The following is a 13,119-nucleotide window of genomic DNA, read 5'->3' as shown; positions in this document are numbered from 1 at the left end:
ATTTACAGCAAAATTCGGCAGCGGATTTTGACAAATTCCATCACTCAGAATAGACGAATTCCCCGTCAATCATCGTCCAGGACGGCTTGGACAAAAAATGGAAAGGGTGGAGGCTCCAAAGGGCCAAATCTGCATCCTTGCCAGGCTCAATTGAGCCGAGCCTGTCTTCTGCTCTCAAGTTCCTGGCCGGAATGAGCGTGATTCCCTCGAGTGCTTTCTGTTCAGCAAGACCTTCCCTCATGGCTATGGCAGCACAGACATTCAAATATTGTATCGGTGTATAAGGATGGTCTGTCGTTATCGAGACTTCAATTCCCATTTTCGTCAGTTCGCTGTATGTCCTCCATGTTTTATTTTTCAATTCTACCTTCGATCTTCTGGTCAATGTCGGGCCCACAGACACCTTTAAATTCCTTCCAGACAGCTCGTCGGCTACCAGGTGACCCTCTGTGCAATGCTCAATCCTCAAATCCAGATTGAATTCATCTGCCAATCTTACCGCAGAAATGATATCATCCGCCCTGTGTGCGTGGATCCGTACAGGAATGGAACGATTAAGGGCGAGCAGCAGCGGTGCGGTGCGGAGATCTTCCGGTGATGCCGAGCTTTTTGCGGCATAAAAAGCCTCCCTGAGCATTCCCATGATGCCCATCCTGGTAATGGACTCTTTATTGCCGTGGCTGTGAATCCGCTTGGGGTTTTCCCCGAATGCGATTTTGAGGCCTGCCGTTTTCTGGATCGTCATCTTTTCAATATTTTTGCCGGCGGTTTTGATGACAGAAGTGGTTCCGCCGATGATATTGGCGCTGCCAGGCATGATATGGACCGCCGTGATACCATGCCGCACAGCATCAGAAAATGCAGGGTCGAGCGGGTATACGCCATCCATGGCCCTGATATGCGGACTGAGCGGCTCTATGGTTTCATTGGCATCATTACCGGCCCATCCGGTCCCTTCATCATAAAGTCCCATATGTGTATGCACATCGATAAAGCCTGGGAGCAGATGCCTGCCGCCGCAGTCAATGATCCTGACGGCGGAATCCACCTTAATTGAAGGGCTTGCCCTCTCTATCTTGCCATCTGAAACAAGGACGTCACCCCTGAAGGGTGCTGAAACAATCGGGTAGACAAGCGCATTTTTCAACAGCATCCTTGGCATGATCACGCCTCCTTTTTTACGCATCAATCTTTTTTGCGTTGCTTGACAGCAATATATCCGGCAAGAAGGACAGCAGCGGTGACGATGATCGGTGCCAGATATGGTTTTGCATAATCCTTTACTTCATTCCAATGGTCGCCAAGCTCCATTCCCAGCAGGAGAAAAAGCACTGTCCAGGGGATAATGGCCGCCACAGTGTACAGAAAAAAGCTTCTGAGAGGCATCTTTGCTATTCCTGCCGGTATGGAAATGGCATGCCGTACGACAGGTATGAACCTGGCAGTGAAGATGACGCCGGTTCCATAGCGGTTAAACCAGTCCTCGGCAGCATCCAGATGACTGCCTTTAATCAGCAGAAATTTGCCGTATCTCTCAAGGACGGGCCTGCCCCCAAAATAACCGAGCCAATAAAGAAAAAGCTGGGCAGCGGTGCCGCCGGCGACCCCGGCGAGCAAAGCTCCTGCAAAATGGATCTCTCCGCTTGCAACCAGGTATCCTCCATAGCTCAGGACAATTTCACTGGGGATCACTTCTGCCATCAATCCAAGGGCTATGCCCAGATAACCGAGGCTTGAAAGGAACTCAAATAACTGAATGATCACTTCCTTCACTGATACATCACTCCCTTAAAAAAAACCTGTCATTTGAAGGGCGAGGACAGCAAAGCCCAAAATCCATACATAAACAGCAAAAATCTTCAGGGATTTTCTTTTTAAAAATGAAATCATCCAGACTACAGCCGCATAGCCGAACAGCGCTGAGGAGAGTGTTGCGATCAATAGGCTCCCAAAAGGGATGGCCTCGGTATGGCCGGCATACATTTCTCCTGCCTGCATCACAATCCCCCCGGCTATCGCTGGAATGGAAAGAAGAAAAGAAAAATAGGCAGCCGTTTCTCTATCCAGTTTCCTGATGAGGCCTGCGGCAATCGTCAATCCGGAGCGGGAGAGGGCGGGGAAGATGGCTGCTGCCTGGAAGGTGCCAATGAAAATGGCATCCCCCATACTGATATCGTCCATCTTTTTCCTGCCTTTTTTTATTCCATCGGCAGTCCAGAGGATAAAGCCGGTAAGCAAAAATTCCCACCAGATGGTTACGCCGGACTTTGACAATGAATCGAGAAGATCCCCGAGAAGGAGACCTGCAATCACGGCAGGAACTGTTCCGGCTGCAAGGAGCAGGGAAAGCCGCCCGAAAGGTTTCCTGGCGATTTGGAGGAGCTCATCTTTGTAAACGACAAGGACTGCCAGCAAGGTTCCGACATGCAGCATGGTATCAAGGAACAGGCCAGCCTCATCAAGCCCGAACAGGTGCCTTCCGAGATATAAATGCCCGGTACTCGAAATCGGGAGAAATTCAGTCAGGCCCTGGATCATGCCGAGAATTAGCGCTTCTATCTTAGAAAGCATCTGATCACCCTTTACATCTTTTTGGAGTATTGAGGAAGGCTCCTTTATTGTTGTATTTGCCGATATATGCCCTCACTAATTAGTATTCAAGTTGTCCCAAACAAGAACAGGGAAAGAAAAAGATGCGGTTAAAGAATAATTTAAGCGGAAGAATGAAACCTTTTTAGATGTGGGGCGTAGTAATAGTTATAAGAAATCATTTTTAATATTGGAGGAATTATGAGTGGAATACCAAAAAAACTCCAGCAGTGATGAAAGGCTGATGGCATCCCTGATTTATATATCCAGCCTGTTTACGACCTTTCTCGGGCCGCTGATCATCTGGCTTTTGAAGAAGGATGACTCGGAGCTTGTGAATTATCATGGAAAAGAGTATTTTAACTTTCTTATTTCTTATGGTGTGTACAGCATCATCAGTACCGTCCTGATGATTGTCCTTATCGGCTTCATCACCATCTGGATCGTCGGCGCTCTGGCCCTGGTCTTTACCATTGTGGCGGCAGTAAAAGCCTATGAAGGCAATGAATACAGAATACCGCTGGTTTTTCGTCTGATAAAATAAGACAGCATAGCTGCTGATTCCTTTTAATGGGATCAGCAGCTTTTTTTGTGCCGCAGTCAGGCGGAGCCTGTGACAAATGCGGATTTTTTTTGTTAGAATATATCCATTATCAAGCAATAATAGGCAAAAAAAAGAGAGGAGTCTTTGTCATGCTCAATGAAACCGGCCTGGTGCTCGAAGGCGGCGGGATGAGGGGCGTCTATACGGCAGGCGTGCTGGAATACTTTATGGAGCAGGATCTGTATTTTCCCTACATAATAGGAGTTTCAGCGGGAGCCTGCAATGCTGCTTCCTATATCTCAGGGCAGAAAGGACGGAATAAAACCGTCAATGTGGATCTTGTCAGTGATCCCCGCTATATATCATGGCGCAATTATTTCAGGAACCGGCAATTCTTTGGAATGGATTTCATTTTTGATGAGGTCCCGAACAAGCTTGTCCCCTATGATTATGATAAGTTCCATAACAGCCAGTCGGAGTTCGTCATTGGCACAACCGACTGCCATACAGGAGAACCTGTTTATTTTAACAGGGAAGGCTACGGGCAGGATGTGCTGCAGGTGCTGAAAGCTTCGAGTTCACTGCCTTTCATTGCTCCGGAGATAGACTACAACAGCAGAAAGCTGCTGGATGGGGGAATCAGCGACCCGATTCCGCTGAAAAAAGCCCAGCAGGACGGATTCCAAAAAAATATAGTCATACTCACAAGAAATAAAGGCTATCAGAAAAAACCTTCAAAGTTCCATTTCCTTGTCAGAAGAAAATATCCAGCTTATACAGGCCTCCAAAAGGCCATGGAAAACCGCTACCGGCAATACAACCAGACACTCGGCTACCTGGCAGAGGAAGAACAGAAGGGCACCACCCTTGTCATCCAGCCATCAGAGCCGCTCGAAGTGGGAAGGATGGAAAGAAACCCAGCCAAGCTCGAACACCTCTACAACCAGGGCTACAGCGATGCCAAGAAGCAATTTGGGCGGATTCAGTCTTTTATTGGGTGACAGGCACCTATACCAGTTGTAGACCAGTTTATTAACCCCAGCCAAATGTTGGCTGGGGTTTTACCTTCGACAAGAGTACAGAGATTTTTAGATTAGAAGGAGGCCCGCTCTGAGAACAATGTGGCATTGAATAGCATGAGTGAAATAGAGGGAGCCAGTGCCGCCGGCTAAGACCCTCTGAACTCGTTTAACCAACCCAGAGGGTATTAGTGCCGTTGACTAAGACCTTCTAAGTCTGTTAAAACCAACCCAGAGGGTGTTAGTGCCGCCGACTAAGACCCTCTAAATCTGTATAAACCAACCCAGAGGGTGTTAGTGCCGCCGACTAAGGCCCTCTAAATCCGTTAAAACCAACCCAGAGGGTGTTAGTGCCGCCGGCTAAGGCCCTCTAAATCGTTAAAACCAAAACAAAGAATGCTAGTGCTGCCAACTGAGACCTTCTAAACCATCTAAAACCAAAAGAGGTCTGCAGCGACGTCATCTATTTCCTCAGACTCACAAACTTGGCCTCAAAGGCTTTTCCTCATTGAAAATATGGCTGCTCCAACATAAAAAAACTTGTAGATATCCCCGCTCATTCCCTAGCATGATTTCCCGCAGAGTTTAATAGAATTAAAGAGCAGTAGTAATTTGAAGCAGAACCGCAACCAAATTCTTCACGGGAGACTTGCTGATGAATATCCAAAAGCATTACAGCCGATTAGCAGATCTATCTCTTAACAGCAGCCTGGCAGCACTAGTGCCTCTATTTTTCATCCTTCCGGCCTGCCTGGTTATGCTGCCGGGCAGGGAGCTGGTGCTGGCAGCTGTGCCTTTTCTTTTGTACAGCTTTGGCTGCTATCAGATGAGTGTGCTCCATCAGGCAAGGTCAAGAGCGGTGGACAGGCTGGACAGCTGCCAATATCACGGGAAGCTATTGGAAGAAAATCATCTGCTGGTTTCCCATCTTCCTTCTGCTTCTTTAAGAATGGTCTTATTTACCCCTGACGGCCAGCTCGCTGGAGAACTGAGAGATTCGTACGTGACCTTACTAGGGAAACTTTGCCCCTCTTTTCTTTCCAGGTCATTTCAGCGGGAATACGGATTATACAATCGATCAGGCAACCTGATGATCCTTTTTCTGTCGAGGAAGAATAAAGTGGATATTTTCAGGGCTGACCGCCGCTATATTGGGACGATGCAATTTATTCATAAACCAGGAGGATCGGCTGTCATACGATTCCGCCAGAAGACGCTTTCCGTTCGAAGGGAAAAGTTTTTCCTGGATTGCAGGATTGGATGGGATGGCGGGAAAGAATTGATGAGCTACAAAAAGGGTCTGATGCCTGTAAGCTGGGCTGAGAAATTTCAAAATCCTAATATGGAGGTTATGGCATTTAATGACAATGCCGGACCGAAAGAGAGGATTTTGGCATTGGCAGCAATCGCTAAGCTGTTTGCTGACGGATGATGATCGCAAGCAGTCAGGTTTTGAAGTGCTTATATATGGGAATCTATCACTAAGATCGTATACTGCAAAAGAGCGGAGGATAAAGTGATGGATAACAGCTATGAAAATTGCATCAAAGCGTGTCTGGATTGCCTGGAAGCATGCGAGGTTTCCTTTAAGAAAACCCTGGAAGAAGCAGATGCCGGGAAAAAGTCTGAGGCAATCAGGCTGTACAGAGACAGTGCCGATATTTGCGCGCTGACAATCAAGGCGCTTGAGTCAGATAGCGATTTTATAAAAAAATATACTCTGCTCTGTTCAAGGATAGTTGATCAATGTGCAGAACAATGCAAGCAGTTTGAACAAGCTCATTGCATGAACTCTGCAGAAAAATGCTATATTTGTGCAGAAGAATGCAGAAAGCTTGCTGCTTGAAGGGACACGAAATAGACAAACACAATCCGGCCGGCGTGCCGGTTTTTTTATTGCCGCCTGTTTACTTAGATCACATAGCATATTAAAATGGTGTTCTAGCACGAATATTCAAGCCTATGCAGCTTAGGCCTGCTAAGGACATATAAGAATGCTAATAATAGCCCGAGGTGTAGAATGAAAAAGTTTCTTCTTGTTGCAGGGATCATTTTGCTGGCTTTATTCGTTATTGATAAGACGTTCTTAAAGGATAAAGGGGTCGTAAACAAGGTGCTGCCGGCTGAAAAATATGAAAGGCTGGAGAATCCGGAGGAAATAGCGGTGGGGATTGAACCGGGCAATAAAGCACCGGACTTTACTCTGACTGATTTAGAGGGAAAAACAGTGAGCCTCAGTGATTATAAAGGCAAGAGGGTTTTTCTTAATTTTTGGGCAAGCTGGTGCCCGCCCTGTAAGGCCGAAATGCCTGATATGCAGGAGCTTTACGAAGAAAAAGCAATCGGGGATTTTGAAATCTTGGCTGTCAACATGACATTTATTGAAAAGAACAAAGGCGATGAAATGGACTTTGTAAAGGACCACGGTCTTACCTTTCCCATTCCGCTTGATGTGAAGGGACAGGTCATGGGGGAGTATGAGATTATGGCTTATCCGACCAGCTTTTTTATAGATTCTGACGGAATTATCAGAAGCAGGGTTATGGGCGCTGTGGATAAGGATTTTATAGAGAAAGAAAGCAAAAGGCTTCCATGATGTTCATGGAAGCCTTTCTTCTGTATCTGTCGGCAAAATATCAGATGATGCTGCCTGCAGGCGTTCCTTGATCTTCCTCTTTCTGTAAAGCATCATGCCCGCTTCCCCGATATCCCCGACTGCTGAGCGGTTGATGAATGCACCGAAGACAAGCCCTGCAATCGGCACCATCTGAAAAAGCTTCTTCCAGCCAAACTGATCACGATAAGCAAAGACAACTTCACGCCATCCCTGGATCTCAGATGCGATTTCCCGCTGTACATCCTCTTCCGGCGAATCGATGTCGGAAAGCTGCCTGAGAATAGCCTGCTTGCCAACGATGTCAGCAGATACAAATTGCAGCGCCTTGACGATGAACAGTCGTTCTTTCTTGCTTTTCGGATCATAGCCATAGCAGATGGCAATATCCTGAAGGGTCTTCAGCTGCATCCCGAGAAGAACTGGAATATCAAGGCTTAAAGTAAACAATCCTCCAAACCCTGTCCCTGCCCCCTGAATGGCTGCAAGCTTCTTCCTGGAGCCTGTCAGCTTTTCTGCTGCTCCGTCCATCTCCTTGATTGAAAGTACAGCAGTATCTTCAAGAGTATTTACATTCCGCCCCGGATAATAAGATTTAATGGAATTAGAGGTGCTTAAATAGCTGCCGCCCGTCTGTATATAGCTGCCGAGCTCATCAAGCATAACACCCATCTTTTTTTGAATGATGGCCGGGGTCAGCTTGTCCAGCACCTTAAATGGGAGCCTGCCGATTTTTTCCCAAAACCATAGGCCGCTTTGATCAGCTTCCCATTCCTGGCATTTCTGCAGCTCAGACTGCAGCTCTTGTTTGGTCTCCTGCATTGTTGTAATATTCCTTTCTGATTGTAATAGTCATAATACGTTTGTCCCCATCCAAAGGTTTCAGGTGCAAAAGCACTATTTTAATTAATTTTAGCGGCTCATAAGTTCTCTGAATTGTCGTAAGAGATAATTCATGATAAGATGCCTTTAATATTATAAATATAATATTCCTTCGGGGTCGGGTGAAAGTCCCAACCGGCGGTGATGAGGCATGCCTCTTAGTCCGTGACCCGGCTTTACGCTTAGTGAAGACGGTGGATTTGGTGAAATTCCAAAGCCGACAGTTATAGTCTGGATGGGAGAAGGAATGGATGTATGAACCGCGTTTTTAACATTGTGTTTTGAACGCTTATTTCGTCATGTCTAATTTGGCCCCGTACTAATTCTGTACGGGGCCTGCTGTTTTTTCTGGAGAGAAAAAATTGAACGATAGGAAAAGAGGGTGTACATATGACAGATGAAGATTATATGGATCTGGCCCTGTCCCTGGCCAGGAAAACAATCGGGCAGACCAGTCCCAATCCATGTGTCGGCGCCGTTGTGGTAAAAGATGGGCAGATTGCAGGGATGGGGGCTCATTTAAAGGCTGGCACCCAGCATGCTGAAGTCCATGCCATCCGGATGGCGGATGGACTTGCCAGGGGAGCAGAGATCTACGTAACACTCGAACCATGCAGCCATCATGGAAAGACTCCTCCCTGTGCAGACCTGATCATCGAATCGGGGATCAAGAGGGTGGTCATTGCCTCAATAGATCCCAACCCGATTGTCGCCGGCCGCGGGATTGCCAAGCTTGAAGCAGCAGGGATAGAAGTGGAAGTTGGAATCAGGCGGGAAGAAGCGGAAGAAATAAATAGCGCATTCTTTCATTTCATGAGGACCAGCAGGCCATATGTAACGATAAAGGCCGCCGCATCATTCGACGGCAAAACAGCAGCGAACACTGGTGACAGCCAATGGATTACCTCTCCAGAATCCAGGGAAGATGTACACCGGTTAAGACATGAACATGACGCAATATTGACGGGCGTAAACACAGTCATCCATGACAACCCCCAGCTTACCGCCAGACTGCCCCGAGGCGGAAAAAACCCTATTAGAGTAATACTGGATTCCACATTAAGGATCCCCGGTGATGCAGCTATCCTGCATGATCAAAAAGCGCCGGTCATCATTTTTACCGGCAGCAATTATGACAACAGCAAGGCGGAGCAAATCAAAGCTCTGGGCACGGAGCTTGTACATTTTCCTGAGGAAGAGGTGCCAGCAGGCAAGGTGCTTGAGGAATTAGGAACAAGGCAGATTCTTTCTGTCTTTGTTGAAGGCGGTTCTGAAATCCATGCTTCTTTCATTAAGGAAGGGCTATTTCAGCAGATCATTCTGTATGCAGCCCCCAAAATCATAGGGGGAAGAAAAGCTGTCCCATTCATCGGGGGAGAAGGGATCTCTTCAATGGATCAATCCACTCCTTTGGCATTTAAATCGGCCGAACGCATCGGTCCGGACCTGAAAATTATTGCGGTGCCGCAGCCGGAGGAGGGCCATCATGTTCACAGGATTAATTGAGGAAGTCGGCAGGGTTGAACAGATTGTCCACCAGGGTAAAACTTTAAAGCTCAGCATATCCGCCGGCAGGATACTTGAAGATGCGGGGATTGGCGACAGCATTGCCGTAAATGGCGTTTGCCTGACAATCACTGATTTTACCGAGAGAAAATTCAGCGCTGATGTTATGCCTGAAACATACCATTCTACCAGCCTTGCCGAATTGAAGCGCAATAGCCCTGTAAATCTTGAAAGAGCCATGAAAGCTGGCGGCCGATTTGGGGGGCATTTGGTATCAGGGCATATAGATGCCAGAGGCAGGATCATTAGAAAAAGGCATGAAGAAAATGCCATCTATTATGAAATCGAAGTGCCGGAGGAATGGTCCCATTTGCCAGTGGACAAAGGTTCCATAGCTGTAGATGGTGTTTCGCTGACCATTTTTGAAGCGGGAGCTTCTTCCCTGACAGTCTCGCTTATTCCCCATACCGCAGGTCATACGATCCTGGGAGGGAAGGAAGCAGGGGAAACTGTGAATCTTGAGTTTGATATGCTTGGGAAATATATTTACAGCTTTATGAATAAGGCTGCCGCCAAGCCGGAAAAGAAAACTGTTTCAGAGGCGCTTCTGAGGGAAAACGGCTTTTTGTGACAGCGTGATAACTAGCTTAAGCAATAAAAGAAGGCATGTCTTTCACCCAGGAATGAATGGGGAAAAATCTGACCTTAACCAAAGGAGAGCTGTAACCATGTTCAATACAATCGAAGACGCTATTGCAGAACTAAAGAAAGGCCGGCCTGTGATTGTAAGTGATGATGAAGACCGGGAAAACGAAGGCGATCTGGTTGCTCTTGCTGAGTTTGCCGGGCCGGAAACCATTAACTTCATGGCAAAGGAGGGGAGGGGTCTGATTTGCATGCCAGTAACAGAGGAGCTTGCAGTCAGGCTCGGCCTCCATCCCATGGTTGATGTTAATACAGACAGCCATGGTACAGCTTTCACAGTCAGTGTTGATTATAAGGAGACGAAGACAGGCATCAGCGCATTTGAAAGGGCACAGACCATCGAAAAACTTCTCGATGAAAGCTCGGTTCCTGAAGATTTTGCCCGTCCTGGACATGTATTTCCTTTGATTTCCAAAGAAGGCGGTGTCCTAAGGAGGGCAGGCCATACAGAGGCGGCAGTTGACCTGGCTCGTCTGGCCGGGGCAAAGCCAGCAGGAGTCATCTGTGAAATCATGAAGGACGATGGCTCCATGGCATTAGTGGATGACCTGAAAGAAATGGCCGAGAAATTCAATCTAAAGATGATTACTATCAAAGACCTGATAGAGTACCGTCTTGAACATGATTCTCTCGTTAAAAGAGAGGCGGAGATATCGCTTCCTACTGAGTATGGACAATTCAAAGCGGTTGGCTATACAAATAAACTGGATGGCAAAGAGCATATTGCCCTTGTAAAGGGAGAAATTTCAGAAGAGGAGCCTGTGCTTCTGAGGGTGCATTCAGAATGCCTGACCGGAGATGTGTTTGGTTCGAACCGCTGTGACTGCGGCCCTCAGCTTGAAGCAGCCCTCAAGCAAATAGAAGAAGCCGGGTCAGGTATTCTCCTGTATATGCGCCAGGAGGGAAGGGGCATTGGCCTTATCAATAAAATGAAGGCTTACAAGCTGCAGGAGGAAGGCTATGACACAGTGGAGGCCAACCACATGCTCGGATTCAAGGATGATCTCCGTGATTACGGGATAGGTGCACAGATACTCCGGGACCTGGGCGTAAGGAAGATGCGCCTCCTGACGAATAACCCCAGAAAAATCGCCGGCCTTGAAGGGTATGGGCTGGAAGTATCAGAAAGGGTACAGCTTCAGCTTCCGTCTAAAAAAGATAATGAAAACTATATGAAAACCAAAAAAACAAAATTAGGTCATATGCTGACTTTTTAATGGAGGAAAATACGATGAAAAAAGTGATTGAAGGAAATCTGGTAGGTACTGGGCTTAAAATAGCTATTGTTGTTTCAAGGTTCAATGAATTTATAACCGGGAAGCTTCTGTCTGGAGCAGAGGATAGCTTGAAAAGGCACGGTGTTGCAGAGGAAGATGTAACGGTCGTGTGGGTGCCGGGAGCCTTTGAAATCCCTCTTGCGGCTAAGAAAATGGCCGATTCCGGAAAGTATGACAGCGTCATAACGCTAGGGACTGTCATCAGGGGAGCTACACCGCATTTCGACTATGTAAGCAGCGAAGTATCAAAAGGAGTGGCTTCAATCAGCATGTCAAGCGGAATCCCTGTCATCTTCGGTGTCCTGACTGTCGATACGATTGAACAGGCGATTGAACGTGCCGGAACGAAAGCTGGAAACAAAGGCTGGGAGGCTGCCGCAGGAGCGATAGAAATGGGGAATCTCTACAGGGAAATGGCCAATTAAGGAGTCTCCTATTGGCAGAGAACTCAATGTCTGCTAAAATATATCCTTGTGGCTCACCTGTTTATCAGGGAGAGCGGGTAGGGAGAGGGCTATACAACAGAATAGGTAATACTAATGAAAATGCTAAATCAATTATTCCAGCTTGATGCCAATGAAACAAGCTTCAAGAAGGAAGTGATGGCGGGTGCTATCGGCTTTTTTACCATTGTGTATATCATAGCCGTCAATTCGCTCATCCTTTCGGAAGCCGGAATACCTTTGGAAGCTGCCATCATGGCAACCATCATCACGTCAGTTGTCGGCTGCTTCCTGATGGGATTCTGGGCGAATGTACCGATCCTTCTTGTGCCTGGAATGGGAATCAATGCCCTGTTTTCTTACACACTCGTGCAGTCTATGGGGCTTTCATGGCAGGAAGCGCTGGCGGTTGTATTTGTTTCCGGAATGGTATTTGCATTCGTTGCTTTTTCGCGTTTTGCAGGAAGCCTGAGTGCAGCCATTCCGCAGTCGCTTAAGGAAGCTATCACTGTAGGCCTTGGGTTATTCCTGATGCTGATTGGGCTTGAAAAGGGCGGCATTGTGGAAAAAGGCACCAACTCGCTCATTGCTTTAGGCAATCTGGGAGATCCGCAGGTGCTGGCGACGATCATTACATTCCTGCTGGCAATAGTTCTGTTTATGCGGAATGTCCCGGGAAATTTTCTGATCACTGTTGCTGCGGGGACGCTCATTGCCTTGCTGTTCGGAAATATTGATGTATCGCAGGCAAAAGAATCTTCTTTTTCTTTTGGCGATTATCTGGATGTTTTCGGGGCAATGTCCTTTGAAAGCTTCTTTTCCATAACGTTCTGGGTGGCAGTATTCTCGCTGACCATGGTCCTGGTGTTTGAAAATATCGGCCTGGTTCACGGCCATGTTTCGTTCATCGGCAAGCCGGAACGTTTCAAGCGGGCTTTTCAGGCAAATTCCGTATCTGCACTGCTTTCCGGCCTTTTCGGAACAAGTCCGACGGTTTCGACCGTCGAAAGTGCAGCCAGCATGGCTGCAGGAGGCAGGACTGGGCTTACGACAGTGGCTACAGGGCTTCTGTTCATGCTTTCAGCTTTCTTCATTCCGGTAATCAAGCTGATTCCTAACAGTGCGATTGCCCCTATCCTCATCATCATCGGCGGATTGATGCTCCAAAATATCCGCAATCTTGATATGAAGGATATGAGTGAAAGCTTTCCTGCGTTCTTCATCATAGCGATGATTCCTTTTACCTACAGCATCGCAGACGGAATAGCCGTCGGGTTCATCCTGTATCCGATCCTCAAGATCGCGATCGGAAGGGCGAAGGAAGTCTCCGTCGCACTGTATGTAATCGCAGGACTATTCCTGGCAAACTTCGTTTTTCATGTCATCAGCTGATTTCTAAAAAAAGCGCCATTATCATTGGCGTTCACTATGTAAAAAAAAGGGTACGGAATTAACACATTCCGTACCCTTTTTTTGCCTATATTGAGATATTTAGAGTAAGAATGACAATCTGGCAATTTAAAAGAAGATCATAATCTCA

14 protein-coding genes and 1 riboswitch are annotated in these 13,119 nt (G+C 47.1%); of the genes, 10 read left to right on the top strand and 4 right to left on the bottom strand.

From position 1 onward, the window contains the following. Positions 1–40 precede the first annotated feature (40 nt). From N288_RS14830 to N288_RS14820, 3 genes are read right to left on the bottom strand one after another with little or no spacing between them, the layout of a single operon-like run. Entirely contained in the window at positions 41–1,162 is a 1,122-nt protein-coding gene (locus tag N288_RS14830; protein WP_022544071.1) for an amidohydrolase, read from the bottom strand. Between the two features lie 23 nt (positions 1,163–1,185). Further along, positions 1,186–1,773, bottom strand: coding sequence for a DedA family protein (locus N288_RS14825; RefSeq protein ID WP_009795504.1), 588 nt, complete (start codon positions 1,771–1,773; stop codon positions 1,186–1,188). Between the two features lie 15 nt (positions 1,774–1,788). Continuing rightward, positions 1,789–2,571, bottom strand: coding sequence for an undecaprenyl-diphosphate phosphatase (locus N288_RS14820; RefSeq protein WP_009795505.1), 783 nt, complete (start codon positions 2,569–2,571; stop codon positions 1,789–1,791). Positions 2,572–2,833: 262 nt separating this feature from the next. Here N288_RS14820 and N288_RS14815 point away from each other — a divergent pair, with 262 nt between their 5' ends. From N288_RS14815 to N288_RS14795, 5 genes are all read left to right on the top strand, one after another. Further along, complete coding sequence (locus N288_RS14815; protein WP_050767316.1) at positions 2,834–3,133, top strand: DUF4870 domain-containing protein; 300 nt, start codon at positions 2,834–2,836, stop codon at positions 3,131–3,133. 149 nt (positions 3,134–3,282) lie between these two features. Next, positions 3,283–4,134 (top strand): patatin-like phospholipase family protein, encoded by an 852-nt coding sequence (locus N288_RS14810; RefSeq protein ID WP_009795507.1) that lies wholly within the window; start codon positions 3,283–3,285, stop codon positions 4,132–4,134. Positions 4,135–4,807: 673 nt separating this feature from the next. After that, the gene (locus tag N288_RS14805; RefSeq protein WP_009795509.1) at positions 4,808–5,584 is read left to right on the top strand and encodes a hypothetical protein; all 777 of its coding nucleotides are present in this window, start codon (positions 4,808–4,810) and stop codon (positions 5,582–5,584) included. An 87-nt stretch (positions 5,585–5,671) separates the two neighbouring features. Continuing rightward, positions 5,672–5,998 carry a four-helix bundle copper-binding protein gene (locus tag N288_RS14800; protein WP_009795510.1) on the top strand — a complete coding sequence of 109 codons (327 nt, stop codon included), beginning with the start codon at positions 5,672–5,674 and terminating at the stop codon, positions 5,996–5,998. A gap of 174 nt (positions 5,999–6,172) precedes the next feature. Then, the gene (locus N288_RS14795; RefSeq protein WP_009795511.1) at positions 6,173–6,748 is read left to right on the top strand and encodes a TlpA disulfide reductase family protein; all 576 of its coding nucleotides are present in this window, start codon (positions 6,173–6,175) and stop codon (positions 6,746–6,748) included. A 3-nt stretch (positions 6,749–6,751) separates the two neighbouring features. Here the strand turns inward: N288_RS14795 and N288_RS14790 are convergent, their stop codons facing one another. Continuing rightward, on the bottom strand, positions 6,752–7,588 hold the full coding sequence (locus N288_RS14790) for an EcsC family protein (RefSeq protein ID WP_009795512.1): 837 nt from the start codon (positions 7,586–7,588) through the stop codon (positions 6,752–6,754). 164 nt (positions 7,589–7,752) lie between these two features. Next, positions 7,753–7,899: riboswitch (FMN riboswitch) on the top strand. Between the two features lie 139 nt (positions 7,900–8,038). Between N288_RS14790 and ribD the strand changes: the two genes are divergently transcribed. The 5 genes from ribD (at position 8,039) to N288_RS14765 (ending at position 12,971) form a co-directional block, all read left to right on the top strand. Beyond that, positions 8,039–9,154, top strand: coding sequence for a bifunctional diaminohydroxyphosphoribosylaminopyrimidine deaminase/5-amino-6-(5-phosphoribosylamino)uracil reductase RibD (gene ribD, locus N288_RS14785; protein ID WP_009795513.1), 1,116 nt, complete (start codon positions 8,039–8,041; stop codon positions 9,152–9,154). Beyond that, a complete protein-coding gene (gene ribE / locus N288_RS14780; RefSeq protein WP_009795514.1) occupies positions 9,135–9,785 on the top strand; it encodes a riboflavin synthase in 651 nt (216 codons plus the stop codon). The genes ribD and ribE overlap by 20 nt, the downstream gene beginning before the upstream one ends. A gap of 97 nt (positions 9,786–9,882) precedes the next feature. Next, entirely contained in the window at positions 9,883–11,076 is a 1,194-nt protein-coding gene (locus N288_RS14775) for a bifunctional 3,4-dihydroxy-2-butanone-4-phosphate synthase/GTP cyclohydrolase II (RefSeq protein WP_009795515.1), read from the top strand. A gap of 14 nt (positions 11,077–11,090) precedes the next feature. Next, entirely contained in the window at positions 11,091–11,561 is a 471-nt protein-coding gene (gene ribH / locus N288_RS14770; protein ID WP_022544069.1) for a 6,7-dimethyl-8-ribityllumazine synthase, read from the top strand. 114 nt (positions 11,562–11,675) lie between these two features. After that, positions 11,676–12,971, top strand: coding sequence for an NCS2 family permease (locus tag N288_RS14765; protein WP_009795517.1), 1,296 nt, complete (start codon positions 11,676–11,678; stop codon positions 12,969–12,971). Positions 12,972–13,119: the final 148 nt, after the last annotated feature.

It is taken from the genome of Bacillus infantis NRRL B-14911, assembly GCF_000473245.1.
GTDB lineage: Bacteria > Bacillota > Bacilli > Bacillales > Cytobacillaceae > Bacillus_AB > Bacillus_AB infantis.
This window is presented reverse-complemented; position numbering and strand designations above follow the sequence as displayed.

Bases quoted from the DNA above. Each gene is read 5' to 3' on its own strand.
- N288_RS14805 (WP_009795509.1), top strand. From the start codon at position 4,808: ATGAATATCCAAAAGCATTACAGCCGATTAGCAGATCTATCTCTTAAC.
- N288_RS14790 (WP_009795512.1), bottom strand. From the start codon at position 7,588: ATGCAGGAGACCAAACAAGAGCTGCAGTCTGAGCTGCAGAAATGCCAG.
- ribH (WP_022544069.1), top strand. From the start codon at position 11,091: ATGAAAAAAGTGATTGAAGGAAATCTGGTAGGTACTGGGCTTAAAATA.
- ribD (WP_009795513.1), top strand. From the start codon at position 8,039: ATGACAGATGAAGATTATATGGATCTGGCCCTGTCCCTGGCCAGGAAA.
- N288_RS14820 (WP_009795505.1), bottom strand. From the start codon at position 2,571: ATGCTTTCTAAGATAGAAGCGCTAATTCTCGGCATGATCCAGGGCCTG.
- N288_RS14775 (WP_009795515.1), top strand. From the start codon at position 9,883: ATGTTCAATACAATCGAAGACGCTATTGCAGAACTAAAGAAAGGCCGG.
- N288_RS14815 (WP_050767316.1), top strand. From the start codon at position 2,834: ATGGCATCCCTGATTTATATATCCAGCCTGTTTACGACCTTTCTCGGG.
- N288_RS14765 (WP_009795517.1), top strand. From the start codon at position 11,676: ATGAAAATGCTAAATCAATTATTCCAGCTTGATGCCAATGAAACAAGC.
- N288_RS14795 (WP_009795511.1), top strand. From the start codon at position 6,173: ATGAAAAAGTTTCTTCTTGTTGCAGGGATCATTTTGCTGGCTTTATTC.
- N288_RS14830 (WP_022544071.1), bottom strand. From the start codon at position 1,162: ATGCCAAGGATGCTGTTGAAAAATGCGCTTGTCTACCCGATTGTTTCA.
- ribE (WP_009795514.1), top strand. From the start codon at position 9,135: ATGTTCACAGGATTAATTGAGGAAGTCGGCAGGGTTGAACAGATTGTC.
- N288_RS14810 (WP_009795507.1), top strand. From the start codon at position 3,283: ATGCTCAATGAAACCGGCCTGGTGCTCGAAGGCGGCGGGATGAGGGGC.
- N288_RS14800 (WP_009795510.1), top strand. From the start codon at position 5,672: ATGGATAACAGCTATGAAAATTGCATCAAAGCGTGTCTGGATTGCCTG.